The sequence below is a fragment of the Allobosea sp. P2_A10 genome (assembly GCF_056405115.1).
In genome coordinates this window covers 273,417-297,539 of record NZ_JBFUCS010000004.1, presented here as the reverse complement: position 1 = coordinate 297,539, position 24,123 = coordinate 273,417, and the positions used below count along the sequence as shown (strand labels likewise).

General features: G+C 67.0%; 28 protein-coding genes and 1 other RNA gene. 7 read left to right on the top strand and 22 right to left on the bottom strand.

Going from position 1 to position 24,123, the window contains the following annotated elements; translation table 11 throughout:
- From AC1DZY_RS08895 to ruvC, 16 genes are all read right to left on the bottom strand, one after another.
- Positions 1-298: YbgF trimerization domain-containing protein (locus AC1DZY_RS08895; RefSeq protein ID WP_476819735.1), on the bottom strand; the 298-nt coding region annotated here is incomplete at its 3' end.
- Between the two features lie 125 nt (positions 299-423).
- Positions 424-924, bottom strand: a complete 501-nt coding sequence (gene pal, locus AC1DZY_RS08890; RefSeq protein ID WP_476819734.1) for a peptidoglycan-associated lipoprotein Pal — start codon at positions 922-924, stop codon at positions 424-426.
- Between the two features lie 195 nt (positions 925-1,119).
- Complete coding sequence (locus AC1DZY_RS08885; RefSeq protein WP_476819733.1) at positions 1,120-1,770, bottom strand: DUF2939 domain-containing protein; 651 nt, start codon at positions 1,768-1,770, stop codon at positions 1,120-1,122.
- A 92-nt stretch (positions 1,771-1,862) separates the two neighbouring features.
- Positions 1,863-3,179 (bottom strand): Tol-Pal system beta propeller repeat protein TolB, encoded by a 1,317-nt coding sequence (gene tolB, locus AC1DZY_RS08880; RefSeq protein ID WP_476819732.1) that lies wholly within the window; start codon positions 3,177-3,179, stop codon positions 1,863-1,865.
- A gap of 2 nt (positions 3,180-3,181) precedes the next feature.
- Positions 3,182-4,387: a cell envelope integrity protein TolA gene (gene tolA / locus AC1DZY_RS08875; RefSeq protein ID WP_476819731.1), complete on the bottom strand. Its 1,206-nt coding sequence runs from the start codon at positions 4,385-4,387 to the stop codon at positions 3,182-3,184.
- A 28-nt stretch (positions 4,388-4,415) separates the two neighbouring features.
- Positions 4,416-4,862 carry an ExbD/TolR family protein gene (locus tag AC1DZY_RS08870; RefSeq protein ID WP_476819730.1) on the bottom strand — a complete coding sequence of 149 codons (447 nt, stop codon included), beginning with the start codon at positions 4,860-4,862 and terminating at the stop codon, positions 4,416-4,418.
- 12 nt (positions 4,863-4,874) lie between these two features.
- Positions 4,875-5,585: a protein TolQ gene (gene tolQ, locus AC1DZY_RS08865; protein ID WP_476819729.1), complete on the bottom strand. Its 711-nt coding sequence runs from the start codon at positions 5,583-5,585 to the stop codon at positions 4,875-4,877.
- A gap of 320 nt (positions 5,586-5,905) precedes the next feature.
- Positions 5,906-6,355 carry a DUF2852 domain-containing protein gene (locus tag AC1DZY_RS08860; protein WP_476819728.1) on the bottom strand — a complete coding sequence of 150 codons (450 nt, stop codon included), beginning with the start codon at positions 6,353-6,355 and terminating at the stop codon, positions 5,906-5,908.
- A 230-nt stretch (positions 6,356-6,585) separates the two neighbouring features.
- Positions 6,586-7,233 (bottom strand): TetR/AcrR family transcriptional regulator, encoded by a 648-nt coding sequence (locus AC1DZY_RS08855; protein WP_476819727.1) that lies wholly within the window; start codon positions 7,231-7,233, stop codon positions 6,586-6,588.
- 55 nt (positions 7,234-7,288) lie between these two features.
- Positions 7,289-7,693: a tol-pal system-associated acyl-CoA thioesterase gene (ybgC, locus tag AC1DZY_RS08850; protein ID WP_476819726.1), complete on the bottom strand. Its 405-nt coding sequence runs from the start codon at positions 7,691-7,693 to the stop codon at positions 7,289-7,291.
- Between the two features lie 52 nt (positions 7,694-7,745).
- Positions 7,746-8,294 (bottom strand): DUF3828 domain-containing protein, encoded by a 549-nt coding sequence (locus AC1DZY_RS08845; RefSeq protein ID WP_476819725.1) that lies wholly within the window; start codon positions 8,292-8,294, stop codon positions 7,746-7,748.
- Between the two features lie 5 nt (positions 8,295-8,299).
- Entirely contained in the window at positions 8,300-8,596 is a 297-nt protein-coding gene (locus tag AC1DZY_RS08840) for a type II toxin-antitoxin system RelE/ParE family toxin (protein WP_476819724.1), read from the bottom strand.
- A complete protein-coding gene (locus AC1DZY_RS08835) occupies positions 8,586-8,852 on the bottom strand; it encodes a ribbon-helix-helix domain-containing protein (RefSeq protein WP_476819723.1) in 267 nt (88 codons plus the stop codon). The genes AC1DZY_RS08840 and AC1DZY_RS08835 overlap by 11 nt, the downstream gene beginning before the upstream one ends.
- A 51-nt stretch (positions 8,853-8,903) precedes the next feature.
- Positions 8,904-9,953 carry a Holliday junction branch migration DNA helicase RuvB gene (gene ruvB / locus AC1DZY_RS08830; RefSeq protein ID WP_476819722.1) on the bottom strand — a complete coding sequence of 350 codons (1,050 nt, stop codon included), beginning with the start codon at positions 9,951-9,953 and terminating at the stop codon, positions 8,904-8,906.
- Between the two features lie 10 nt (positions 9,954-9,963).
- Complete coding sequence (gene ruvA / locus AC1DZY_RS08825) at positions 9,964-10,581, bottom strand: Holliday junction branch migration protein RuvA (protein ID WP_476819721.1); 618 nt, start codon at positions 10,579-10,581, stop codon at positions 9,964-9,966.
- Positions 10,582-10,766: 185 nt separating this feature from the next.
- Entirely contained in the window at positions 10,767-11,279 is a 513-nt protein-coding gene (gene ruvC, locus AC1DZY_RS08820; RefSeq protein WP_476819720.1) for a crossover junction endodeoxyribonuclease RuvC, read from the bottom strand.
- A gap of 277 nt (positions 11,280-11,556) precedes the next feature.
- Between ruvC and AC1DZY_RS08815 the strand changes: the two genes are divergently transcribed.
- Positions 11,557-12,336: a sulfite exporter TauE/SafE family protein gene (locus tag AC1DZY_RS08815; protein WP_476819719.1), complete on the top strand. Its 780-nt coding sequence runs from the start codon at positions 11,557-11,559 to the stop codon at positions 12,334-12,336.
- A gap of 97 nt (positions 12,337-12,433) precedes the next feature.
- Here the strand turns inward: AC1DZY_RS08815 and AC1DZY_RS08810 are convergent, their stop codons facing one another.
- Positions 12,434-13,183: a YebC/PmpR family DNA-binding transcriptional regulator gene (locus tag AC1DZY_RS08810; RefSeq protein WP_476819718.1), complete on the bottom strand. Its 750-nt coding sequence runs from the start codon at positions 13,181-13,183 to the stop codon at positions 12,434-12,436.
- A gap of 245 nt (positions 13,184-13,428) precedes the next feature.
- On the opposite strand from AC1DZY_RS08810, the gene AC1DZY_RS08805 reads away from it, so the two are divergent.
- Positions 13,429-14,793, top strand: a complete 1,365-nt coding sequence (locus tag AC1DZY_RS08805; protein ID WP_476819717.1) for a methyl-accepting chemotaxis protein — start codon at positions 13,429-13,431, stop codon at positions 14,791-14,793.
- Between the two features lie 12 nt (positions 14,794-14,805).
- Here the strand turns inward: AC1DZY_RS08805 and AC1DZY_RS08800 are convergent, their stop codons facing one another.
- The 5 genes from AC1DZY_RS08800 to AC1DZY_RS08780 form a co-directional block, all read right to left on the bottom strand.
- Complete coding sequence (locus tag AC1DZY_RS08800) at positions 14,806-15,633, bottom strand: TIGR00282 family metallophosphoesterase (RefSeq protein ID WP_476819716.1); 828 nt, start codon at positions 15,631-15,633, stop codon at positions 14,806-14,808.
- Positions 15,634-15,693: 60 nt separating this feature from the next.
- Entirely contained in the window at positions 15,694-16,272 is a 579-nt protein-coding gene (locus tag AC1DZY_RS08795; RefSeq protein WP_476819715.1) for a 5-formyltetrahydrofolate cyclo-ligase, read from the bottom strand.
- A 9-nt stretch (positions 16,273-16,281) separates the two neighbouring features.
- Positions 16,282-16,438: non-coding RNA, 6S RNA (ssrS, locus tag AC1DZY_RS08790), on the bottom strand.
- A 43-nt stretch (positions 16,439-16,481) separates the two neighbouring features.
- Complete coding sequence (locus AC1DZY_RS08785; RefSeq protein WP_476819714.1) at positions 16,482-16,850, bottom strand: cell division protein ZapA; 369 nt, start codon at positions 16,848-16,850, stop codon at positions 16,482-16,484.
- A gap of 72 nt (positions 16,851-16,922) precedes the next feature.
- A complete protein-coding gene (locus tag AC1DZY_RS08780; RefSeq protein WP_476819713.1) occupies positions 16,923-17,222 on the bottom strand; it encodes a DUF4164 domain-containing protein in 300 nt (99 codons plus the stop codon).
- A gap of 330 nt (positions 17,223-17,552) precedes the next feature.
- Here AC1DZY_RS08780 and tkt point away from each other — a divergent pair, with 330 nt between their 5' ends.
- The 5 genes from tkt to fba all read left to right on the top strand — a co-directional run bounded on the left by tkt (position 17,553) and on the right by fba (position 23,923).
- Positions 17,553-19,565 carry a transketolase gene (gene tkt, locus AC1DZY_RS08775; RefSeq protein ID WP_476819712.1) on the top strand — a complete coding sequence of 671 codons (2,013 nt, stop codon included), beginning with the start codon at positions 17,553-17,555 and terminating at the stop codon, positions 19,563-19,565.
- 115 nt (positions 19,566-19,680) lie between these two features.
- Positions 19,681-20,691, top strand: coding sequence for a type I glyceraldehyde-3-phosphate dehydrogenase (gene gap / locus AC1DZY_RS08770; protein WP_476819711.1), 1,011 nt, complete (start codon positions 19,681-19,683; stop codon positions 20,689-20,691).
- Between the two features lie 74 nt (positions 20,692-20,765).
- On the top strand, positions 20,766-21,224 hold the full coding sequence (locus tag AC1DZY_RS08765) for a hypothetical protein (protein WP_476819710.1): 459 nt from the start codon (positions 20,766-20,768) through the stop codon (positions 21,222-21,224).
- Positions 21,221-22,411, top strand: a complete 1,191-nt coding sequence (locus tag AC1DZY_RS08760) for a phosphoglycerate kinase (protein WP_476819709.1) — start codon at positions 21,221-21,223, stop codon at positions 22,409-22,411. The genes AC1DZY_RS08765 and AC1DZY_RS08760 overlap by 4 nt, the downstream gene beginning before the upstream one ends.
- 429 nt (positions 22,412-22,840) lie before the next feature.
- Complete coding sequence (gene fba / locus AC1DZY_RS08755) at positions 22,841-23,923, top strand: class II fructose-bisphosphate aldolase (RefSeq protein ID WP_476819708.1); 1,083 nt, start codon at positions 22,841-22,843, stop codon at positions 23,921-23,923.
- Positions 23,924-24,123: the final 200 nt, after the last annotated feature.

The window sequence follows — 24,123 nt, the reverse complement described above, 5'->3', positions numbered from 1 at the left end:
GCGCGGCGTTGCCAGGCGCAGCCCCGCCGGCGCGCGCGCCGCCGCGCTCGTTCAGACGGAAATCGACGTCTTCCTGGAATTTGCGTAACTGCTCGCTGAGGCGGCGGTTCTCGAACTGCAACTGCTCGATCTGGCCCGAAAGCTGGCGCAGCTGGTTTTCGAGCCGGCCCGTGCGAACCGTCAGTTCGGCTGCGTCCTGCGCCTGCGCCGGAGCCGAGACCGCAAGCGCGATCCAGCCGGCCGCCAGGACAGCCAGGGTCAAACGGGTCTTGCGGAAAGAAACGACGTCTCGGAGCATCATCGACAACCAGTCTGAAGGCGGGCTGCGCCTATAACACGCTGCGACCACGGCCAAAATATGAAAGAGCCGGCGCATTCCTCTCGGGAAGGCGCCGGCTCCTGTGGTCGATCGCTGTCCAGGCGTCAGACGCCGCCGGCGCCGTCGAGCACCGTGACCGAGCGGCGGTTCTGCGACCAGCACGAGATGTCGTTGCAGACCGCGACCGGGCGCTCCTTGCCATAGGAGACGATGCGCATGCGGTTGGCCTGGATGCCGCGCGAGGCGAGATAGTCGCGCACCGTCTGGGCGCGCCGCGCCGAAAGCGAGAAGTTGTATTCGCGCGTGCCGCGCTCGTCGGCATGGCCCTCGACGACGAAGGTGTAGCGCGGATAGCGCTGGAGCCAGCCGGACTGCTTGTCGAGCGTGGCGGTCGCGGTCGAGGTCAGGTCGGTCGAGTCGGTCTCGAAGAAGACGCGGTCGCCGACATTGACGACGAAGTCCTGGGCGCTGCCCGGCGTCGCTGCACCGCCCGCTCCGAAGCCGTCGGCATTTTCGGTCTTGGCGCAGGCGCCCAGCGCGAGCGAGGCGGCGATGGCGGCGGCGAAGCGGATGGCGCGACCGCCGGCGAAGAAAGTGGCGAGCATGGTTTGAACTCCGGGACGATCGATCCTGCGAGACTTCCGCTCACGGACGAAAATGACACACCGCATCAATGATGCGTCAACCTAAACGAGACCTTGCCAAATCAAGGCGAAGTGGCGGCATTGCGGCGTATGGTTAACAAATTATGGCGAAAGACGGCTTTCAGGCCGGTGTTGCAGGCAGGTCGCGCTTTCGCGTCACGGCTTGCGCTCGATCCTCGCCGAAAGCTCGTCGGCGAGGCGGGTCAGTGTCGCCTCCGGCAGATCGACCGCGCGGAGCAGCCAACGCGCGTCACTCAGGCCAAAAGTCAGGCGGTAGCCGCCCGTCCCGCTGATCGGTGCGGTATCGACAGCAAAGCTCGTCAGCCCCGCAAAGCCCGACGCAATGAACAGCGACCAGGCCTGCCGCAGTCCCTCGATGCGCGGCAACGGCGCGCCCTGTCCAAGCAGGTCTCCGGCGCGCGAGGAAGTGCGTCCGCGCCGGAGCAGATCGGTGATCGCCTCCGGCGTCAGATAGTCGGCGACGATGCCGCTGACATAGCCCGCCGCAACGCTTCCCACCGCCTGGCGGCTGAGATTGTCGAGGCTGCGCGTCTGCGGGTTGCGGGCAATATAGGTTCGCACGATCTGCCGGGCGAAGTGGTTGCGCAGGCCCACGACATCGATGCGCGAAACCACAGCCTCGTCGGGGCCTGACTGAACCGCCAGCGCGAATTTGGCGACGGCGACGTAGGGCGAGACCCAGTATCCGAAGACGAGAGCAGCCACGATCATGGCCGCGTAAAGCCCATGGCGACGTCGCGGGGCTTCGCGGTAGATTTGTGTCTCGTCGATCACGCGGTCGGTCACGCTGCCTCCTCCCTCATTCGGGGTCAGCGACGCTTAACCGGCGTCTGCGGCGCAAATGCGCCGGGTTCGCAGCCTTGTGACGGCAGGTCGCTTCAGCGCGCCGAGGTCAGCAGCGGCGACCAGGTCGGATCGGATGCGAAGGCCGGCGTCGGCACCGGGATTTCGACGCGGCCGGTGATGTCGACCATGTAGAGCTTGCCGCCCGACTGGCCGCCGGGATCGCGGAAGAACATGATGTACTGGCCGTTGGGAGCCCAGTTCGGCGCCTCGTTGTGGAAGCCCTCGGTCAGGATGCGCTCGCCCGAGCCGTCGGGCCGCATCACGCCGATGGCGAAGCCGCCGGCGCCGCGCTTGGTGAAGGCGATCAGGTCGCCGCGCGGCGACCATGAGGGCTGCGAGTAGGAGCCCTGCCCGAAGGACAGCCGCTTGCCCTCGCCGCCGCCCGCGCCCATCACGTAAAGCTGCTGCGAGCCGCCGCGATCGCTCTCGAACACGATCTGCGAGCCGTCGGGCGCATAGGATGGCGAGGTGTCGATCGCGCCCGTAGAGGTCAGCCTTGTCGTGGTGCGCGAGCCGATGTCGATGGCGTAGAGATTGGCGTTGCCGCCCTGCTGAAGCGAGAGCGCAACGCGCGCTCCATTGGGCGAGAAGCGCGGGCTTGAGGTCATGTCCGGGAAATTCCCGACGATCTGGCGCTGGCCGGTCTCGATGTTCAGCACATGCACGCGCGGCTGTTCGCCGAGCTTTTGCGACATGTACGCCACCTCCTGCGACACCGGCGAATAGCGCGGCGTCACCACGGAGACGTCGCCATTGGTCAGGTAGCGCACATTGGCGCCGTCCTGGTCCATGATGGCGAGGCGCTTGCGGCGGTTCTCCTTGCTGCCGGATTCGTCGACGAAGACGACGCGCGTATCGAAGAAGCCGCCGACGCCGGTGATCTTGGTGAAGATCGCGTCGGAGATGATGTGGCCGACGCGGCGGTTGTTGCTCGGATCGGTGAAATACTGCTGTCCGTCGGTCTGCGTGCCGGTGGTGACGTCCCAGAGCCGGAACTCGGCCTTGATCCGCCCGCCGTCGCGCGAGACCCGGCCGGTGACCAGCGCCTGCACGCCAGCCGCCTTCCAGGCGTCGAACTGCGGCGCGGAATCGAAGGGCGGGTTCTTCTCGGGGTGGCGGCCCTTCTCGATCGGCGTGAAATAGCCGCAGCGCTTGAGGTTGTTGGTGATGACCCCGGACACCAGCACGCCGCCTTCGCCACCGAAATCCGCGATCGCGATCGGCAGCGGCTGGAACGAGCCGCCGCGCAGGTCGATGACCAGCTCGGCTTTTGCGGCCGCGGGCGCGAGCAGCGAAGCGCCGGCCAGCGTCAGCGCGCGGCGGCGGGTAAGCATGTTTGTGCGGAGCATGGTCACAGCACGTCCCTTGCATCGAAATTGACGACGACATCGCGCCAGTCGTCATAGTAGGAGGCGAATTGAGCCGGGATGCGCAAAGGCGCGCAGCGGCGGGTCGCGGTCAGCGCCGACGACGCAGCCACGCCGAAGAGCGGGTCAGACGACGAGTTGACCACACCGGGCTGGCCGACGAGCGAACCGTCGGTGTTGAGCTTCATGCGCACCTGCGGAACCACCTGCCCGCGCGCATTGGCGAGCGCGATCGGCACGTTCCAGCATTTGAGCAACTGCTCCTGGATGATGCCGACGAGTTGTGCGCGCAGCGACGGGCTCAGCTTCTGCGCGGAGCCGCGCTCCGTGCCCAGCGACGCCGTGCGGTTGATCTGCGGCGCGGCCGAGCCCGAGGACTGCGCCTGTTCCTTGGACTGCAGCAGCTTGGCGATGTCGGTCGCGTTGAAGTTCTTGGCGATCTCGGCCTCGCGCCTGGCTTTGGCCTCGGCCTCATGCTTGGCCTTGGCGGCGGCCGCGATCTTGGCCTTGGCGTCAGCTTCCGCTTTGGCCTTGGCGGCGAGCTCGGCCTTCTCCTTGGCCGCTTCCGCAGCTTCGGCCTTGGCCTGCGCCTCGGCTTTCGCCTTTGCCTGAGCTTCGGCGCGCGCCTGCGCCTCCGCTTCGGTTTTCGCCTTGGCGGCGGCCTTGGCGGTCTCCTCCGCCTTCTTCGCCTTGGATGCGAGTTCGGCATCCTCGGCGAGTTTGGCCAGTTCCTCGCTCTTCTGCTCGGCTTCGGCCCTGGCCTGCGCCTCGGTCTTCTGCGGCGGCTGCTTGGGCGGTTCTGGCGGGGTCGGCTTCGGCTCGACCTTGGGCAGCAGCGCCGCGCGCGAAGGCGGCAGCGGAGCCGCGGCGTTCTCGTCGGCGGTCTTGAGTTCGGCGGGCCGCGTCGGCGGCGCGGGCGTGTCCTGCTTGGCTTCGCCGGCTTCCTTGCGTTCGACGATCTCGGATTTGCGCTCGGCGCGCTGGATCGGCTGGGCCTCGACCTTCTCGGCCTTGCGCTCGCCGCGCGTGACCTGATTCAGGGCGCTGGGGTCGACCACCTCGACGGCGATCGCCTCCTCGTTCTCCGGCAGCGGCGCGGGCGAGGCGAACGCCAGCAGCCCCGCGACGAGAAACGTCGCGTGGCCGAGCGCCGACATCACCATGCCAGGTTCGGAGGTCGTCAACTTCACGCCGCAAACACCCTTGCTGCCTTCGTCCTCAACGCGCCGGTTCGGTGACCAGCGCGACGCGCTTGAAGCCCGCCGAGGTGATCGTCGACATCACCGAGGCGACGCGGCCGTAATCGACCTGCCGGTCGCCGCGCACATAGATGCGCTCGTCGAAACCCTGCTTGGCCAGGCCCTGGAGCTTCATCACGAGATCTGGCTCCAGCGTCGGCTGGTCCTGCAGGAAAATCTGGCCCTTGCTGTCGATGGCGATCGTCACCGGCTTCTGGTCGACATTGATCGCCTTGGCCCCGGTCTGGGGCAGGTCGAGCGGAACGCCCGTCGCGATCAGCGGCGCTGCGACCATGAAGATGATCAATAGCACCAGCATGACGTCGATGAACGGCGTCATGTTGATCTCGGCGATGGCGCCGTGCTTGCGCGCCCGCCTGCCGCGCCGACCGCTGGATTTCGCGCCGGATGCTGCTGACATGCCCATGGTTTCGTATCCTCAGGCTGCCAGCCGCTCGTCGATCTGCCGCGACAGGATCGCGGAGAACTCGTCGGCGAAGGCTTCGAGCCGGTTCTGGGCCTTGGCGACCTCGGCCTGCAGCTTGTTGTAGGCCATCAGCGCCGGAATCGCGGCAAACAGGCCGATGGCCGTGGCGAAGAGCGCCTCCGCGATGCCGGGAGCCACGACCGCGAGCGACGAGTTCTTGGAGACCGCGATGGCCGTAAAGGAGTGCATGATGCCCCAGACCGTGCCGAACAGACCGATGAAGGGCGCGGCCGACGCAATCGTCGACAGCACCAGCAGTTTCGATTCGAGCCGCTCGGCCTCGCGCTGGATCGTCACGTCCAGAACCTTGTCGATGCGCTGCGACAGGCTGGCGACCGAGCGCCCGCCATTCTCGAAGGAGCGCTTCCATTCGCGCATCGCCGCCACGAAGACGGCGGCCATGTCATTGGCCGGCCCGGTCGAGAGGTCGCGATAGAGTTCCTCGAGCGAGCGGCCCGACCAGAACACCTCCTCGAAGGCGTCCATGCCCTTGCGGGTGCGGCGATAGAGCAGCGTCTTGTCGATGATGATCGACCAGCACCACATCGAGGCGCCGAGCAGGCCCAGCATCACCAGCTTGACGACGATATGGGCGTGCCAGAACAGGGTCCAGAACGACATGTCGATCTGCGGAGCCGCTTGCGCGACGTCGGCGGGGTTCATCTCGTCATCCTTCTTGCCCAACGGCCCGACAACATCTTGCCGCACGCGTCGCGGGGTTGACCCGCGCCGCCGCCCGATCCGCGATCCGGGGAAATGCCGAAGCTCTCAATCGCTTGGGAATCCGGCGAAAGATGGGCGCAAACGGGGTTTCACGCGAAACGCATGTTCGGAAACGAGTTAAGCCTCCAGCAAGGTTAATGCCGGGTATACGCAGCCATGCGGCGGACGCGCTCCGGGGCCGGAGCGCGCGCAACGAAAAGCCCGCCCCGGTTTCCCGGGGCGGGCTCGTGCTGCCTTTGAGTACGGGCGGCGTCGCTCTGTCAGGCGGCGTTGGCCGGCGGCGTCTCAGCCCCGCGCCGGTCGGCCATGAACTGGTCGAACTCGGCCTTGTCGCGGGCCATGCGCAGGCGGCCCAGGAAGTCGTGGAACTCGCGCTGCTCGTCCTCGAGCCGCTGCAGCGTCTCCTGACGATATTCGTCGAAGGCGCGGTTGCCGCTCGACGGACCACGGTTCCAGCCGCCGCCGAAGCCGCGACGCTCGCCGCCCTCGGTCCCGCCCATGCGCTGGCGCAGACGGTCCATCTTCTCCTGCAGGCGGCTCATCTTGTATTCCTGACGGCCGGCGCCGGCATATCCGCATCCCATGCGACCACTCCCTATCGTGAAGGCCAGGGTCGCCAGACCCATGGGCCACCAAACCATGAAGCCGAGGACCGTGAACGCGATCCAGGCTCCTCTTCCAAACTCGTCCAGTTTCGCGACGATCGGCATCGGTTCCTCTCCGTGATTACGTGAATGTAAATCACATTTACATAAATGGATGTGAGGGAGCGCGTTGTCAATATCCGTGCCGAGGAAGGGTCGCAAAAATCTCCGCGCGTCATTCCGGGCGCAGCCAAGCGGAGACCCGGAATCAATCGTAGAATGCTGAGCTTAATGATGGATTCCGGATCGGCGCCGCTTTGCGGCTTGTCCGGAATGACGCTTCGCGAAGTCCCCCCTCAGCCGCGCTTGTCGGCGCCCAGCCCCAGCCCCTGCAGATAGATCAGCATGCCTGCCTCCAGCAGTTCGGCGGCCGACATCGGCAGCGGACGCCGGCCGCCATCGGCACGGCCGAACAGTGCGGCGACGCCATGCGACATCGACCAGACATGCAGCGCCATCATCAGCGCCGGTGGACGCTTTCCCGCCGGCAGGAGCGCGATTAGCGCCTCGGACGCGCCGCGCAGGTTCTGGAAGGCCCGGTCGGCGGCGCTGCGCAGTTCGGGACTGGCGTCGAGCGGCACGCCAGCCTCGAACATCGCCGAATAATAGGCCGGCTCGTCATGGGCGAAGGCGAGATAGGCCCGGCCGAGCCGATGAAATGCGGTCTCGGGATCGGGCTTGCCCTGATCCCAGGCGCGCGCCAGCGCCGCCTCGAAAACCTGGAAGCCCCGCGCCGCGACATCGGCCAGAAGATCGCCCTTGTCGCGATAATGCCGGTAGGGCGCGGCGGGACTGACGCCTGCGACGCGCGCAGCCTCGGCGAAGGTGAAGCCGTTGGGGCCTTTCTCACCGATCAGCCCGAGCGCGGCGCGGACCAGTTCTTCCTTGAGATTGCCGTGGTGGTAGCCACGCGGCGGATCGGGATTGTTGCGCTTCCAGCTCATGTGAAGAGCGCTAACATGGCGGCGCGCGGGCGTCGACAGCCAGCCATTGGCGCGTTCAGTCCGGCAGCATCAGACGTTGCCGCAGCGCATCGGGGATCCGGCGCGCCCGACCGCCACCGACACAGGCGACGAGAACCTTGGCCGTCACCAGTTCTTCCTCGCCGCGCAGCACCCGCTGCTCGACATCCATGGTCGCGCCACGCGCCGCAACCGACCTCGTCTCGACGGTCAGCAGATCGTCCATCACCGCGGGCCTGAGGAACTCGATCGTCATCCTGCGCACCGCGAAGCCCAGCGCCGTATCGCCATCGAACAGTTCGCGCTGCTCGACGCCGAGCGAGCGGATCAGCTCGGTGCGCCCACGCTCCATGAAGCGCAGATAGGAGGCGTGATAGACCACGCCGGAAAAGTCGGTGTCCTCGTAATAGACGCGGACGGGGAGGAGGTGGACGGCGCTCATCGACTCAACGCTTGCAGTTCTCAACGTTTGCAGTTCTCAGCGCTTGCGGTTCTCAGCGCTTGCAGGGCTTCTTCATGAAGGAGCCGCAGTCATAGGGCTGCGAAAGCAATTCGCGAACCGAATAATCCTTGCCGTCGACGCCGTTGACGATGTCGTCGATGCGCCAGCGCCCGTCCTCCAGCTTCATCCTGAAGGTCACGCGCACGGGGCTGAAGCTCATGAAATCGGCGAAGACGGTCGCGCTGTCGGCCGAGCGCTGAGGAACGGTGACGCGCAGGTTCTTTACATCGCCATCCTGCCCACTGATGAACGGGTCCGAACCGATATTCCCTTGGTCGCCGCTCTCCTTCATGAACTGCTCGTCGCGCGCGAACAGGCCCGAGAGCTCCTTCGTCATGAGACGCTGGCGGTGCGGTGGGCGGAAGGGCGGCTGAACCGGCTTCGGGCCGTTCGAGCCCAACTGCCGGATCGTGATGGCATAGGCCTCGCGGATGGTGGCCTCGGGGGAGGACGAGGCGACTTGCGCATGGAGAGGGCCGAGCATCGCGCAGGACACCAACGCCGTAGCAATGCCGGCCCCAACCCATCCAGAATGATCCATCGCGTTCAGCTCTCCATCAGCGCCGAATAATCTTGACCGCCATGGAGCACGCGCACGATCCTGACCCGGCCCGGCACGACCCGATAGGCGATGATCGATCGGCGGAACGGGAAAATCCGCAAGCCTTGCGCTATGTCCGGACGCTCGACGCCCATCTCGGGGAACGTGCACAGGCTCTCGCACCGGGCTTCCAAGGCGGCGACCCATCGCCTCGCGGCGCTTGGGTTGTCGGAAGCGATATAGCGCAGGATGCTTTCGAGATCGGCAGCCGCCCTGCCTGAATAGATAAGCTCAAGCGGCATCCGGGCCGTTTTTTCGGAGACCGGCCGCAACCGCGTCGAGATGCTTGCGGACGGCGGACGGCGTCAGATCGACCGGGTCGGCATCGCCTTCGGCGATCTTCGCGCGAACCCCAGCCAATGCGACCTCCCTCAGCCGCTCGCGCTCGATCCACGGCGCCATGGCGGAACGGACCACCTCCTCGGCGCTCGCGAATTCTCCGCTGCTGACGCGCGCCGCAACAAGTGCCTCGATGTCGGGGGGGAGTCTGACCGTCATGCTTCATATCCTCCGCCGGAGATCATAATGCAGGCCAGGGCGACGCGCCACTCACCCCTCCCCTTCGTCCCCGAACAGCCCGAACTGCGCCACCTCCCGGGCCGGTTCGGGCATGCCGAGATGCCGGAAGGCATGTGGCGTCAGCAGCCGCCCGCGCGGGGTGCGCTGGATGAAGCCCTGCTGGAGCAGGAAGGGTTCGATGATCTCCTCGATCGCGTCGCGCGGCTCCGACAGCGAAGCCGCGATGGTCTCGATCCCGACCGGCCCGCCGCCGAAATTGATCGCGACCGTCGTGAGGTAACGCCGGTCCATGGTGTCCAGCCCGATGGCGTCGACATCGAGAAGCCCCAGCGCCTTGTCGGCGACGGAGCGCGTCACCACCGGATCGCCATCGACGATGGCGAAGTCGCGCACCCGCCTGAGCAGCCGGCCGGCTATGCGAGGGGTCCCTCGGGAACGCTTGGCGATCTCGTTGGCGCCATCCTCGCTCATGCCGACGCCGAGCACGCGCGCGCCGCGCGCCACGATGCTCTGCAACTCCTCGACGGTGTAGAACTGCAGCCTGATCGGGATGCCGAAGCGGTCGCGCAGCGGCGTCGTCAGCAAACCCTGCCGCGTCGTCGCGCCCACCAGCGTGAACTTCGGCAGGTCGATCTTGACCGAGCGCGCGGCCGGGCCCTCGCCGATGATCAGGTCGAGCTGGTAGTCCTCCATCGCCGGATAGAGGATTTCCTCGACCGCCGGGTTGAGCCGGTGGATTTCGTCGATGAAGAGCACGTCGCGCTCCTCGAGATTGGTGAGCTGCGCCGCGAGATCGCCGGCCTTCGCGATCACCGGTCCCGAGGTCGAGCGGAAATTGACGCCGAGCTCGCGCGCCACGATCTGCGCCAATGTCGTCTTGCCCAGGCCCGGCGGGCCGACGAACAGGACATGGTCGAGCGCATCGCCACGCGATTTGGCCGCGTTGATGAAGACCTGGAGATTGGCTCGCGCCGCCGCCTGGCCCGTAAAATCGGCGAGCGAAAGCGGCCGCAGCGACGTCTCGCTGTCGTCGTCGCGACGCTCGGGGGTCATGAGGCCGGGCCGGCGCTGGTCACTCATCGAACGCCACTCACTTCGCCAATTCCCTCAAGCCAAGCTTGATCAGTTGCGCCGTGCCGGCTCCCTCGCTGGCCGCGCGCGAAGCGGCCGCGACCGCAGCCACCGCCTGCGCCTGCGGATAGCCGAGATTGGCCAAAGCCGAGACCGCGTCCGCCACCGGCTGCGGCAGGTTGCGGGTCTCCAGCGCGCCGGCAAGCTGCGCCACGCCGGGGTCGATATGGCCAAACGCCGGGGCCTTGTCCTTGAGCTCGGCGCAGAGCCGCTGCGCCAGTTTCGGCCCGACGCCGGGCGCCCGCGCCACAGCCGCCTTGTCGTTGGTGGCGATCGCGGTCGCCAATGCACCGGGCTCGAGCGTCGAGAGGATGGCGAGCGCGACCTTTGCACCGACGCCCTGCACCACCTGCATCAGCCGGAACCAGTCGCGCTCATTGTCGGACATGAAGCCGTAGAGCCGGATCGCGTCCTCGCGCACATGGGTCTCGATCGAGAGCGCGGCCGCCTCGCCCGGCTTGGGCAGGCGCTGGAGCGTGCGCGACGAGCACTGCACGACATAGCCGACGCCCTGCACGTCGAGGATGACATGGTCCTCGCCATAGGAATCGATGATCCCCTTGAGCTTGCCGATCATTGCCTCGTACCTGCGTGGGTCATCCCGGGCGACCGCAGGGAGACCCGGGATCCATTCCTGAACCTCTCCTGCAAGCGTTCTGGAATGGATCCCGGGTCTGCGCTGCGCTGCGCCCGGGATGACATGGTCTGGGGTAGGTTCACGAAAACCTCGGCTGAAGATTGAGTGCCAGTTTGACCACGCTTTCAGCCCGCACGCATCTGCGCGACCAGCGACCGCATGCCGCGATGCTGGGCGTGGCAGATCGCCACCGCCAGCGCGTCGGCCGCATCGGCCGATTTCGTCTCGGCCTTCGGCAGCAGCACCCGGATCATCGCCTGAACCTGTATCTTGTCGGCATGGCCGACGCCGACCACGGTCTTCTTGACGAGGTTGGCGGCGTATTCGGCGACGCTCAGACCCGCCAGCGCCGGCACGACCAGCGCAATGCCGCGCGCCTGCCCGAGCTTCAGCGCCGATTGCGGATCGCGGTTGACGAAGGTCTCCTCGACCGCGACCTCGTCGGGCGTCCACGCCGCGATCACCTGGGCGAGCCCCTCATGCAGTTGCCGCAGCCTCTCGGCAAGCGTCCGGGCCTGATCGCTCTCGACGCAGCCACAGGCGATGAAGCCGAGCTTGCTGCCTTCGGACAGGATCACGCCCCAGCCGGTCTTGCGGAGACCGGGGTCGAGACCAAGGATGCGAATCGGCGGGTTCATGTTGGCGAAGCCTAGCGTATTTTCGAGCGAAGTGGGCGCCGGTTCGCGTGAAGAAAATGCAACATAACAAGGAGCTAGACCAGTTTCGCGATTCAGGGAAACGCGGAACTGGTCTAGCATGTGGACACGCTTTGTTCCATCTTTGCCCTAACGATCGATGACTGCGGTGCATCAGTCGCATCACCGCATCGGGGGTTGTCGCTCCTGCCGCTTGCGTGTTGGTGCGGGAGCGACAATCAAGGCCTGACCGCCGCTTGAAGACTCCAGCCACGCACCGATGACCGATTTCCTCCGCCTTGCCTTTCCCGGCCTGCCGCTCGCCGGCATCGCCACCCTGCTGCTGGCGGCCATGCTCGGCGGACTGGTGCGCGGCTTCACCGGCTTCGGCTTCGCCATGGTGTTCATGCCGCTGGCGAGCCTGGTGCTGGGGCCGGTCGCGGCGCTCGGCCTGATCTTCTGCATCGACCTGCCCTTTGCGCTGCCGCTCGCGGCGCGCAGCGCCCGCAATGCCGAATGGCGCGAGGTCCTGCCGCTGCTGGCGACGGCGACGCTGGCGTTGCCCGCCGGCATCTGGCTGCTGATCTGGCTCGACCGTGAGACCATGCGCTGGATCCTCGCCGGGCTCGTTTTGTCGGCCGTGGCGCTGATGGCCTCGGGCTGGCGCTATCACGGCCGGCCCGGCATCCCGCTCTCGCTCTGCGTCGGCGTGCTGTCTGGCCTGTTCAACGGCATGGCTTCGATCGGCGGCATGCCGCTCGCCGTGTTCTGGCTCGGCGCCCAGCGCAACGACCGCCACAAGACCCGCGCCAACCTGCAGACCTTCTTCGGCCTCTCGACCGTGATCAGCGGCGTCACGCTCTGGTTCGCCGGCATCCTGAACGCGCAGGCGCTGCTGACGGCGCTGCCGCTGATGGCGGTCTACGGAGCAGGCATGTGGGCGGGCACGCATGGCTTCCGCATCGCTTCGGAAGCGACATTCCGGCGCGGCGCCTATCTCGTGATCTTCGCCAGCGCGCTGGTCAGCCTGCCGCTCTGGGACGGCCTGATCGGGCGGTAGAGCGAGCCGTCATGCTCGGGCTCGACCCGAGCATCTCGGGCCGGACGAGCCTCATTCTGTTGGAGATTCTCGGGTCGAGCCCGAGAATGACGCTCCTTCACGCCACGCCGAGCTTGGCCATCACGTCGTCGGCGATCTCGAAATTGGCGAAGACGTTCTGAACGTCGTCGTCATTGTCGAGCGCTTCCATCAGCCGCATCATCGAGGCGGCCTTTTCCTCGTCGAGCGGGGCTGATGTCGTCGGCCGCCAGACGGGCTTGGCCGAGGTGGGCGCGCCCAGCGCCGCTTCCAGCGCCTTGGAGACCTCGTTCAGCGCGTCGAAGGCGCACAGGATGACATGGCCGTTCTCGTCGGAGATGACGTCGTCGGCCCCGGCCTCGATCGCGGCCTCCATGACCTTGTCGGCGTCGCCGACGGTCGCGGGATAGCTGATCTCGCCGACGCGGCTGAACATGAACGAGACCGAATTGCTCTCGCCCAGGACACCGCCGGACTTGGTGAAGTAGGAGCGCACGGCCGATGCGGTGCGGTTGCGGTTGTCGGTCAGCGCCTCGACGATGACGGCCGCCCCGCCCGGCCCGTAGCCCTCGTAGCGGACCTCGTCATAGTTGTCGCCCTCGCCGCCGGCCGCCTTGTTGATGGCGCGCTGGATGTTGTCCTTGGGCATGTTCTCGGCGCGCGCCGCGATCACCGCCATGCGCAGGCGCGGGTTCATCGCGGGGTCGGGCATGCCCATCTTGGCGGCGACGGTAATTTCGCGGCCCAGTTTCGAGAACAGCTTGGCGCGCACGGCGTCCTGCTTGCCCTTGCGGTGCATGATGTTCTTGAACTGTGAATGGCCGGCCATGGGATTGCAGCCTCTGCTGTCTTGGTCTGTCTGAATGCCGCCCAGTGGACCTGACGGGCCGGCCGGATCGGACGCACCGGCCTTATAGGCGGGCGCTTCGCCGGCAGGCAAGCCGGCCCGACCGATCACGATTTCGCTTCGATCGATCCGGATCGGCATACCGTTAAGTCATTCTTTGCGACATGGTTTCACAGTTGAACCTGCGACGACAGCGCCTGTGGCGGCGTTCGATACATTCAGGTTCCATGGCATCCTTGTCCTCCAATCCGATCGTCGAACAGGAACAGCGCTTCCGCGCCTTCCAGATCGGGCCGGGCGATCTCGCCTTGCTTGGCCGGCAGGCGGCGTTCGCGCGGGCGCGGCTGCCGGCGCTGCTCGACGAACTGACCCCCCAGTTCGAACCCTGGCCAGAGACGAAGCGCGCGCTTGAGGTGCCGGAGGTGCGTGAGCTGCGCCTCGCCCACTGGATCCGGCTCGCCTCGGGCGAACTCGGGGACGACTTCCTGGAATCGGCCCATAGCCTCGCGGTCGCGTTCAACCGGCATGGCGTGCCGGCCTATTCGGTCGCGATCTGCCACGCCATCGTCACCAACCGCATCGGCGTGGAACTCGGCCTGGATCGCGACGGCCTGCAGAAGCTGAGCGGCTTCTGGCAGCGCAAGGAATTCAGGCGGCGGATCGCCGCCCGCGCTGCGTTGAACAAGGCGGYCCAGTTCGATCTCGAACTTCTGCTGGAGACCTATGCGCAGGTCCAGCATGAGAGCCGCGAGCAGACGCGCGCCGGCATCGCCGCCTTCGAGATCACCGTGCGCGAGGTCGTCGGCGCGGTCAGCACCAGCGCCGGCATGGTCGCGACCATGGCCAGGACGATGAACGGCGTGGTGCAGGACACCGGCACGCAGGCGATCGTGGCGGCGCAGGCCTCCGACGCCACCTCGAGCAGCGTCCAGACCGTGGCGGGCGCGGCCGAGGAGCTGTCGATCTCGCTCGACCTTGTCGCCCAGGAGATCACTTGTGCGGCGACCATGGCGCGCGACGCCAGCGCCGCCGCGATCAAGACCGACATCATCGTCAAGAGTCTGGCGCGCTCCGCGCAGACCATCGGCTCGATCGTCGAGATCATCCGCACCATCGCCGCCCAGACCAACATGCTGGCGCTGAACGCGACGATCGAGGCCGCCCGCGCCGGCGAGAGCGGGCGCGGCTTCGCCGTCGTCGCGACCGAGGTCAAGCAGCTCTCGGCCCGCACCGCGCAGGCGACGGACGAGATCGCGGCGCAGGTTCCAGCGATGCAGGCGGCGACCCTGGAAGCCGTGGCCGCGATCGAGAGCATCGTCGCCTTCGTGCAGCAGATGGACAACACCACGACGGCCGTCGCCAGCGGCGTCGTCGAACAGCGCGCCGCCACGCAGGAGATCGCCCGCAGCGTCAGCCTCGCCGCGCTCAGCACCCAGGAACTGGCCCAGACGATCTGCGGCGTCAGCGAGATGGCGCAGGAAGCCGGCGTCGGCGTGAACGACGTGCTCAGCCTCGCCGGAACGCTCGCCGACAAAGCCGCGTCGCTGTCGGAAGCCTTCGAGCAGCTGATGGCGCAAAATCGCGCCGCCTGAGGGGCAAGAAGGTCAGGCCGGCTCCCACGCCGCCGGCGTCGCCTCGCTCAGATGCGGGCCGAGCCTGACCGGCCAGACCGCCCTGGCCAAGCCGGTCGCATCGTCGATCTCGACCGCCACGCCAGACAGCGCACCCTCGCCGGTGGCCGGCTCCAGCCGCGCGCCCGGCGTCTTCTGCAGGAAGCGCCGGACCGGCTCGTCCTTGTGCATGCCCAGCACCGAATCGTAATCGCCGCACATGCCGGCATCCGACTGGTAGGCCGTGCCGCCCGGCAGGATGCGCGTATCGGCGGTCGGCGCATGGGTGTGCGTGCCGACGACGAGACTGGCCCGCCCATCGAGGAAATGGCCCATCGCCTGCTTCTCGCTGGTCGCCTCGGCATGGCAGTCGACGATCACGGCGTCGGCGATCTCGCCAAGCGGACAGGCCGACAATTCGCGCTCGACCGCCGCGAAGGGGTCGTCGAGCGCATCCATGAAGATCCGGCCCATGACGTTGACGACGAGCACGCGCGCGCCGTTGGCGGCCTCGATCACGGTCGCACCGCGCCCCGGCGTGCCCGCGGGATAGTTCGCCGGCCGCACCAGCCGCTGCTGGCGCGCGATGAAGACCAGCGCCTCGCGCTGGTCCCAGGAATGGTTGCCGAGCGTCACGGCGTCCGCGCCCGCCGCCAGCAATTCGTCGCAGATCGCCTCGGTGATGCCGAAGCCGCCGGCCGCGTTCTCGCCGTTGATGACGACGCAATCGAGGCTCCAGCGCTGGCGCAAGGCCGGCAGCCGCTCCTGCACCGCGATCCGCCCGGGGCGGCCGACGACATCGCCGAGAAAGAGGAAGCGCATAGGCGGGATACTCTGGGGAAACTGCGAGACCTTACTCCGTCGCGCGAATGCGCGGGGGAATCAACCGCACGCGATCGTCTCGCGCTCCGTCACGATCCAGTCGAGCCGCTGGTCGTGCGGTTCGTCGGGCACGGCCTCGATCTCCTGTGCGGCATAGCCGATGCCGATGCTCGTCACGGGGCCGAGCTCCGACAGCGCCCGGTCGTAATAGCCCTTGCCGTAGCCGATGCGGTAGCCGCGCCGGTCGAAGGCCGCCAGCGGCACCAGCAGGATCGTCGGCAAAACCTGAGGCTCATGCGGCTGCGGCACCAGCGTGCCGAAACCGCCGGGCACGATCGGCTCCCACGGCGCCCAGCGCCGAAACAGCATCGCGCCCGCGACGATCGCCGGCAGGCAGAGCGCGACGCCGCGCTCGTGCAGGCCTTCGAGGATAGGCCGCGGATCGGCCTCCGAGCGCATTGGCCAATAGGCCGAGACCGGACCGGGGCCAGTAAGGACAGCAAGCGCCAACGCCCGCTCCGCGATCGCCTGGTCCCACTCCAGCCGGTCGTCGAGTTCGAGGTTGTCGCGGCGCGTCAGCGCCGCCCCGCGCAGGGCCGCCTTGCGGCTGGCGATCGTCTCTGGAATCTGGCTGGTCATGGGGAGAAGTGCGGAGCCACCTTGGCCGTGGAGATTTCGATCCCGGGACACCTACTAAAGTAGGTGGGCGCCGTGTGTCCGGGTCCAGGGACCCGGTCAGGGACAGCTCCCTAGGGAGTCGTATGGGCCCGGGAATACAGTTCTCGCACGCACCAGGCAGCCCCGCAGCGGCAATGTAGGGCCGCCCATGTGAAAGCGCCAGTGGCAGTTTAGCCGACGGATGTCGGAACGAGGTGCCGCGCGATGCCCTCGATCCGCTCGGCCGCCGCCACCAGCGCCTGCGCCGCCCTGTCCTCGACGTCGTTGAGGCGCCGGTCGGCGGCGCCGGCATCGCCCTGATAGGTGGCAAGCTCGGTCTCGGCCCGCGCAACCCTCTGCTTCAGCTCGGAAACCTCGTCGGCGACCATCAGCGCCGCCATGACATGCAGCCGCATGTCGCCGATCTCGCCGAAGGCCTGGCGCATCTCGTCGATCTTGGAATCATAGGCTTGGGCCAGACCTTCGAGATGGGCTTCCTCGCCCTCCCCGCAGGCCATGCGATAGGCCTTGCCGGCGATGGTGACATTGACTTGCGGCATGGTCGCCTCCGCTCAATTCTCGTTGGGGCAGGTCAGTGCTCGTTGGGGCAGGTCTGTTCTCGCTGGGACAGGTCAGTTCTCGTTGGGGACAGGGTCCGGCGCGATCCTGGCGATCACCGCGCCGACGACGTTGATCGCCCGCGCCAGGCGCTGATCGACCTCTCCAGCCGCATGCTCGACCTGTTGGAGCCGGGCGACGGCGCCGTCGAGTTCGGCGGCGAGCCGGGCGCGATCGTCCTGCATCAGCGTCAGTTCCGTTTCCAGATTGGCCCGGCCGCGTTCCGCCTCGATGCGACGCCGCGCGGCGGCTTCGAGCTGTCCAAGCGCGCCGTCGAGGCGCGCCAGCGCATTCTCCAGCATCAGGCTCGCCACGGTCCTTCTCCCTTTCAGACCAAAGCCGGCTCACACGATTCGAGACCCTATCCTATCTGCGGACGGACCGTGAATCGCAGCAGCCCGCAGGAGCCGCGTTATCCCAAGGGTTTGCGTCCGATTGCTCAGCCGCAGGGTCGGCGAGCAGGCTGCACGGCGGAACGACGAGGCCCGCGCTGATGAATTGACTCCCGGCGACCCGGCGGCCTAATCGAGCCCGCGAACGAAAAACAGCCGCGCGCAGCCAGAATCAGAACCGTCGCCGCCCTGCCCAGCGCAGCCGCCGGCCTCGGCCTTGTCCCCATCCGCCGGCGGGAGCCAGAGACGACCATGACCGCGCAAACCTCGACAGCGACCGACCGCACCCAGCACGACAGGCTCGCCAACGCCATTCGCGGGCTGGCCATGGACGGCGTCGAACAGGCGAAATCGGGCCATCCCGGCCTGCCCATGGGCGCAGCCGACGTCGCCGCCGTGCTGTTCACCCGCGTCATGAAATACGACGCGGCCGATCCGCGCTGGCCCGACCGCGACCGCTTCGTGCTCTCGGCCGGCCACGGCTCGATGCTGCTCTACGCGCTGCTCTATCTCACCGGCGCGCCCGGCATGGAGCTCGCCGACCTGAAGAAATTCCGCCAGCTCGAATCGAAGACGCCGGGCCATCCCGAGAACTTCATGACCGCTGGCGTCGAGACCACCACGGGCCCGCTCGGCCAGGGTCTCGCGACCGCCGTCGGCATGGCGATGGCCGAGCGCATGCTCGCCGCAGAATTCGGCAAGAAGGTCGTCGACCACCACACCTATGTGCTGGCCTCCGACGGCGACCTGATGGAGGGCCTCAGCCAGGAGGCGATCGCGCTCGCCGGCCACCAGAAGCTCAACAAGCTGATCGTGATGTGGGACGATAACGGCATCTCGATCGACGGCCCGCTGACGATCACCGACAATGTCGACCAGGTCGCCCGCTTCAAGGCGTGCGGCTGGCGCTCCGAGCGCATCGACGGGCACGACCCCGCCGCGATCGAGGCAGCGATCCGCCGCGCCCAGAAGTCGAACAAGCCGACCATGATCGCCTGCAAGACCGTGATCGGCTTCGGCGCGCCCAAGAAGGCCGGCACCTCCAAGGCCCATGGCGAGCCGCTCGGCGCGGAAGAACTCGCCGCCGCCAAGAAGGCGCTCGGCATCACCGGCGGGCCCTTCGAGGTCGCGGCCGACGTGCTCAAGGCCTGGCGCGGCTTTGGTGCGGCCGGCGCGAACGAGCATGCCAATTGGAAAAGCCGTTTCGGCCTGCTCTCGGAGCGCAAGCGCGACGAGTTCGACCGCCGCCTCGCCCACAAGGTTCCCGCCAGGCTCGACAAGGCGATCCTCGCCCACAAGAAGGCGCTGCTGGCCGCGCCGCAGGCGGTCGCGACCCGCAAGGCCTCCGAGCTCGCGCTCGAGGCGATCGTGCCGGTGATGCCCGAACTCGTGATGGGCTCGGCCGACCTGACGCCCTCCAACAACACGCGCACCAAGGCCGCCGAGGACTTCACCATCAAGACGCCCAAGGGGCGCTATGTCCGCTACGGCATCCGCGAGCACGCCATGGCGGCTGCGATGAACGGCATCACCCTGCATGGCGGTTTCCGCACCGGCGGCGGCACCTTCCTCGTCTTTGCCGACTATGCCCGCCCCTCGATGCGGCTCGCCGCCCTGATGGGCCTGCCGGTCGTCTACGTCATGACCCATGATTCGATCGGGCTTGGCGAGGACGGCCCGACGCACCAGCCGGTCGAGCAGGTCGCCTCGCTGCGCTGCATGCCCAACATGCGCGTCTTCCGCCCGGCCGATACGATCGAGACCGCCGAAGCCTGGCAGCTCGCATTGGAGCGGACGGACGGGCCGACCGTGCTCGCGCTCTCGCGCCAGAACCTGCCGCAACTGCGCACCGACGCGACCGCGACCAACCACTCGGCCAAGGGCGGCTACGAACTGCTCGCAGCCGAAGGCGGCAAGGCGCAGGTCTCGCTCTTCGCCTCGGGTTCGGAGCTCGAACTCGCCGTCGCCGCCCGCAAGCTGCTGGCGGACAAGGGCGTCCGCGCCCGAGTCGTCTCGGTGCCTTCGCTCGAACTGCTGCTCGCGCAGGACGAGGCGACGCAGGCTGCGGTCATCGGCACGGCTCCGGTCAGGATCGCGATCGAGGCCGGCGTCCGCTTCGGCTGGGATGCGGTGATCGGCCATGATGGCGGCTTCGTCGGCATGTCCTCCTTCGGGGCGAGCGGGCCCTACAAGGAGGTCTACAAGCATTTCGGCATCACCGCCGAGGCGGTGGTCGATCTCGCGATGAAGCGCCACAACGGCTGATACCCGACAAACAGGGCAGATATTCGTACAAGGGACTTGCGTTGCGCCACGCTTTGGCCGAATTGCCCGCATGAATGGTGCACCGCGCCGTGGTTCGGCTGAGGAGAGGTTTGAGATGACGGTCAAGGTGGCGATCAACGGTTTCGGCCGCATCGGGCGCAACGTTCTGCGCGCGATCATCGAGTCGAAGCGCAAGGACATCGAGGTCGTGGCGATCAACGATCTCGGCCCGGTCGAGACCAACGCCCATCTCTTCCGCTTCGATTCGGTCCATGGCCGCTTTCCCGGCACCGTAACGGTCTCCGGCGACACGATCGATGTCGGCCGCGGCCCGATCAAGGTCACCGCGATCCGCGATCCCAAGGACCTGCCGCACAAGGCGCTCGGCGTCGACATCGCCTTCGAATGCACCGGCATCTTCACCACCAGGGAGAAGGCATCGGCGCATCTGGCCGCCGGCGCGAAACGCGTGCTGGTCTCGGCCCCCTGCGACGGCGCCGACCTGACGGTGGTCTATGGCGTCAACCAGCACGAGCTGACGAAGGACCACATCGTCGTCTCCAACGCGTCGTGCACGACCAACTGCCTCGCGCCGCTGGTGCGCGTGCTCCATGACGCCGTCGGCATCGACAAGGGCTTCATGACCACGATCCACGCCTATACCGGCGACCAGCCGACGCTCGACACCATGCACAAGGATCTCTATCGCGGCCGCGCCGCCGCCATGTCGATGATCCCGACCTCGACGGGCGCCGCCAAGGCGATTGGCCTCGTCATTCCCGAGCTCAAGGGCCGGCTCGACGGCGTCTCGGTGCGCGTGCCCTGCCCCAACGTCTCGATGGTCGACTTCAAGTTCATGGCCAAGCGCAAGACTACGGTCGAGAAGATCAACGACGCGATCATCAAGGCCAGCAGGCGCGGCCCGTTGAAGGGCATCCTGGCCGTCACCGACCAGCCCAACGTCTCGATCGACTTCAACCATGACCCGGCCTCGTCGACCTTCGCGCTCGACCAGACCAAGGTCATGGACGACAAGTTCGTCTCGGTGATGTCGTGGTACGATAACGAGTGGGGCTTCTCGAATCGCATGAGCGACACTGCGGTGGCGATGGCCAGGCTGCTCTGAGGCAATACGAAAACGAGACCGCGCGGGGTCCGCGCGGTCTCGGCAGAAACCTTCTCGCATTCAACGGAGCCTCCATGGCCAAGATCGAGCCGACTGTCGCAGAGCCGACCATCGTCACGCCCGGCGCCGTCTTCGGCACGCCCTACGTCGTGGGAACCGCCACGCCGGCAGCGCCCGAGACGCCCGCGGGCGCGACCCCGGCGACCGAACCGCGCCAGCTCGACCAGCTCTCCCGCATCGAGGAGAAGGCGGCGCGCATCGAGGAGAAGTTCGCCCGCTACGAAGCAGTTCTGACCCGCGCCGAGGCCTCGCTGGAACGCAGCGCCCATAAGGTCGATCTCGCCGCCGGCACGATGGATTTCGCCTCGATCCGCGACGAGGTCGCGGCCTTGCGCCAGCGCGTCGATGCGACGCCGCGCGCCGCCACCCTGTTCACGACGGCGATCGTCACCGCCGTCCTGACCGTCGTCCTGACGGTGCTGGTGCTGAAATACGGCGTTCCGGGCGTCATGCCGGGGCTGCTGCCGAAATGAAGTTCAGGACGCTCGACGACGCCGATCTCGCCGGCAAGCGCGCGCTGGTCCGGGTCGATCTCAACGTTCCGATGGAAGACGGCAAGGTCACGGATTCGACCCGCATCGACCGCGTCCTGCCGACGATCCGCGAGATCGCGCAGAAGGGCGGCAAGGTCGTGCTGCTCGCCCATTTCGGCCGGCCCAAGGGCCGCGATCCCAAGGACAGCCTGAAACCGGTCGCCGTCGCGCTCGCCCATGCGCTGGGGCAGCCGGTGATCTTCGTCGAGGACTGCATCGGCGACGACGTCGCCAAAGCCGTGTCCGCCGCGAAGAACGGTGAGGTTCTGCTGCTGGAGAACACCCGCTTCCACGCAGGCGACGAGAAGAACGACCCCGACTTCGTCAAGGCGCTCGCCGCCAATGGCGATCTCTTCGTCAACGACGCCTTCTCGGCCGCCCACCGCGCCCACGCCTCCACTGAGGGCCTCGCCCATGTTCTGCCAGCCTTCGCCGGCCGCTCCATGCAGGCCGAACTGGAGGCGCTGTCGGCCGGCCTCGACAACCCCGCCCGCCCGGTGATGGCGATCGTCGGCGGCGCGAAAGTCTCGACCAAGCTCGATCTGCTCGGCAATCTGGTCAGGAAGGTCGATGTCCTCGCCATCGGCGGCGGCATGGCCAACACCTTCCTCGCCGCGCGCGGCGTCAATGTCGGCAAGTCGCTCTGCGAGCATGATCTCGTCGCCACCGCCCGCGAGATCGAGGAGAAGGCCAAGGCCGCCGGCTGCGAGATCATCCTGCCGGTCGATGCGCTGGTCGCGCGCGAGTTCAAGGCCCATCCGGGCCATCGCGTCGTCACCATCGGCGATGTCGCGGCCGACGAAATGATTCTGGACGCCGGGCCATTGAGCGTCGCCGAGGTCGTGCTCAAGCTCGACCATATCAAGACGCTGGTCTGGAACGGGCCGTTCGGCGCGTTCGAGTTGGCCCCGTTCGACACCGCGACGGTGACGGTCGCCAAAGCCGCCGCGCAGAAGGTCAAGGCCGGCACGCTGGTCGCGGTCGCCGGTGGCGGCGATACGGTCGCCGCGATGAACCATGCCGGCGTCGCCGACGACCTCACCTATGTCTCGACGGCGGGCGGCGCTTTCCTCGAATGGATGGAAGGCAAGGCCCTGCCGGGGGTGGAAGCGCTGCGGAAGGGCTGACGCGCTCTGGCGCTTTGCCCTTGCGGCAGGGCGTTGCAATGCTAGGCTTTCCCTGTGATCGAGGAAAGCAAAACAGCCGAAAATGTGCGGCAAGCGACCCGGCGGCAGGTCGCCGCTCTGAGATGTGCTCGGCGCGAGCGCATGTGCAACCTGTCTCCGGAAGCAGCTTGTGCTGCGACAATTCATCGCCGCTCAGTCTGGGCAAAGCACCTTCGCGAGGGACGAGCCGAGCTGACAGCGATGGAGCGCGAGATTGATCGCCTCCTGCGGTTCGAAGATCGCTTCGTGGCCCTGTTCCCCTCCCCATAAGCAGTGAGTCAGCCCGCGATAGCTGCCGATCTTAAGCGCTTTGGCCGCTTTCGCTTTACCTGCGTCGTAGTTGACCGCTAAACCCTCCGCTTGTCCGTTTGCCTCAAGGGGAGTTCCATCGTGGCCCGTATTACGCTTCGCCAATTGCTCGATCACGCCGCCGAACACGACTACGGCGTGCCCGCCTTCAACATCAACAACATGGAGCAGGCGCTGGCGATCATGGCGGCGGCGGACGCGACCGACGCGCCCGTCATCATCCAGGCCTCGCGCGGCGCCCGCAGCTACGCCAACGACATCATGCTCAAGCACATGATGGATGCGGTCACCGAGATCTATCCGCACATCCCCGTCTGCGTGCATCTCGACCATGGCAACGAGCCGGCGACCTGCATGACCGCGATCCAGGCCGGCTTCACCTCAGTGATGATGGACGGCTCGCTCCATGCCGACGGCAAGACGCCCGGCGACTGGGACTACAATGTCGGCGTGACCAAAACAGTGACCGAGATGGCCCATCTCGGCGGCATCTCCGTCGAGGGCGAGCTCGGTGTTTTGGGTTCGCTTGAAAGCGGTGAGGGCGAGAAGGAGGACGGCCACGGCTTCGAGGGCAAGCTCTCCCATGACCAGCTCCTGACCAACCCCGAGGAGGCGGTGAAGTTCGTCGCCGAGACCAAGGTCGATGCGCTCGCCATCGCCATGGGCACCTCGCACGGCGCCTACAAGTTCACGCGAAAGCCCGACGGCGCGATCCTGGCGATGAACGTCATCGAGGAGATCCACGCCAAGCTGCCGAACATGCATCTCGTCATGCACGGTTCGTCGAGCGTGCCCCAGGATCTCCAGGACATCATCAACCAGTATGGCGGCAAGATGCCCCAGACCTGGGGCGTGCCGGTCGAGGAGATCCAGCGCGGCATCAAGCATGGCGTCCGCAAGATCAACATCGACACCGACAACCGCATGGCGATGACCGGCCAGATCCGGAAAATCCTCTCCGAGAACCCAGGCGAGTTCGATCCGCGCAAATATCTGAAGCCCGCCATGGAGGCGATGACGAAGCTCTGCAGCCTGCGGCTGAAGGAGTTCAACACCGCCGGCCAGGCCAGCAAGATCAAGCGCGTCGCCACCACGGCCGACATGGCCAAGCGCTACGCCAAGGGCGAACTCGACCCGACCTTCGCGGGCAAGAAGGCGGCGTGAGGTTTCGCGCTTGTTGATATCCACCGGAGTGGCGTGACGACCGAAGGTGGTCGCGCCCTTTTCGCTATGGCGAGCCTTCGGCTGGCAATAAACGCGCCGTCATTCCGGGCGCAGCGCAGCGGAGACCCGGAATCCATCGTAGAGCGAGACGGTGCTCCATGATGGATTCCGGATCGGCGCGGCTTCGCCGCTTGTCCGGA

What these genes read in the sequence shown, in the direction of transcription:
- pal (WP_476819734.1), bottom strand. Translation starts at nt 924, where the DNA reads ATGCTCGCCACTTTCTTCGCCGGCGGTCGCGCCATCCGCTTCGCCGCC.
- tolB (WP_476819732.1), bottom strand. Translation starts at nt 3,179, where the DNA reads ATGCTCCGCACAAACATGCTTACCCGCCGCCGCGCGCTGACGCTGGCC.
- AC1DZY_RS08870 (WP_476819730.1), bottom strand. Translation starts at nt 4,862, where the DNA reads ATGGGCATGTCAGCAGCATCCGGCGCGAAATCCAGCGGTCGGCGCGGC.
- tolQ (WP_476819729.1), bottom strand. Translation starts at nt 5,585, where the DNA reads ATGAACCCCGCCGACGTCGCGCAAGCGGCTCCGCAGATCGACATGTCG.
- AC1DZY_RS08860 (WP_476819728.1), bottom strand. Translation starts at nt 6,355, where the DNA reads ATGCCGATCGTCGCGAAACTGGACGAGTTTGGAAGAGGAGCCTGGATC.
- AC1DZY_RS08855 (WP_476819727.1), bottom strand. Translation starts at nt 7,233, where the DNA reads ATGAGCTGGAAGCGCAACAATCCCGATCCGCCGCGTGGCTACCACCAC.
- ybgC (WP_476819726.1), bottom strand. Translation starts at nt 7,693, where the DNA reads ATGAGCGCCGTCCACCTCCTCCCCGTCCGCGTCTATTACGAGGACACC.
- AC1DZY_RS08845 (WP_476819725.1), bottom strand. Translation starts at nt 8,294, where the DNA reads ATGGATCATTCTGGATGGGTTGGGGCCGGCATTGCTACGGCGTTGGTG.
- AC1DZY_RS08840 (WP_476819724.1), bottom strand. Translation starts at nt 8,596, where the DNA reads ATGCCGCTTGAGCTTATCTATTCAGGCAGGGCGGCTGCCGATCTCGAA.
- AC1DZY_RS08835 (WP_476819723.1), bottom strand. Translation starts at nt 8,852, where the DNA reads ATGACGGTCAGACTCCCCCCCGACATCGAGGCACTTGTTGCGGCGCGC.
- ruvB (WP_476819722.1), bottom strand. Translation starts at nt 9,953, where the DNA reads ATGAGTGACCAGCGCCGGCCCGGCCTCATGACCCCCGAGCGTCGCGAC.
- ruvA (WP_476819721.1), bottom strand. Translation starts at nt 10,581, where the DNA reads ATGATCGGCAAGCTCAAGGGGATCATCGATTCCTATGGCGAGGACCAT.
- ruvC (WP_476819720.1), bottom strand. Translation starts at nt 11,279, where the DNA reads ATGAACCCGCCGATTCGCATCCTTGGTCTCGACCCCGGTCTCCGCAAG.
- AC1DZY_RS08815 (WP_476819719.1), top strand. Translation starts at nt 11,557, where the DNA reads ATGACCGATTTCCTCCGCCTTGCCTTTCCCGGCCTGCCGCTCGCCGGC.
- AC1DZY_RS08810 (WP_476819718.1), bottom strand. Translation starts at nt 13,183, where the DNA reads ATGGCCGGCCATTCACAGTTCAAGAACATCATGCACCGCAAGGGCAAG.
- AC1DZY_RS08800 (WP_476819716.1), bottom strand. Translation starts at nt 15,633, where the DNA reads ATGCGCTTCCTCTTTCTCGGCGATGTCGTCGGCCGCCCCGGGCGGATC.
- AC1DZY_RS08795 (WP_476819715.1), bottom strand. Translation starts at nt 16,272, where the DNA reads ATGACCAGCCAGATTCCAGAGACGATCGCCAGCCGCAAGGCGGCCCTG.
- AC1DZY_RS08785 (WP_476819714.1), bottom strand. Translation starts at nt 16,850, where the DNA reads ATGCCGCAAGTCAATGTCACCATCGCCGGCAAGGCCTATCGCATGGCC.
- tkt (WP_476819712.1), top strand. Translation starts at nt 17,553, where the DNA reads ATGACCGCGCAAACCTCGACAGCGACCGACCGCACCCAGCACGACAGG.
- gap (WP_476819711.1), top strand. Translation starts at nt 19,681, where the DNA reads ATGACGGTCAAGGTGGCGATCAACGGTTTCGGCCGCATCGGGCGCAAC.
- AC1DZY_RS08765 (WP_476819710.1), top strand. Translation starts at nt 20,766, where the DNA reads ATGGCCAAGATCGAGCCGACTGTCGCAGAGCCGACCATCGTCACGCCC.
- AC1DZY_RS08760 (WP_476819709.1), top strand. Translation starts at nt 21,221, where the DNA reads ATGAAGTTCAGGACGCTCGACGACGCCGATCTCGCCGGCAAGCGCGCG.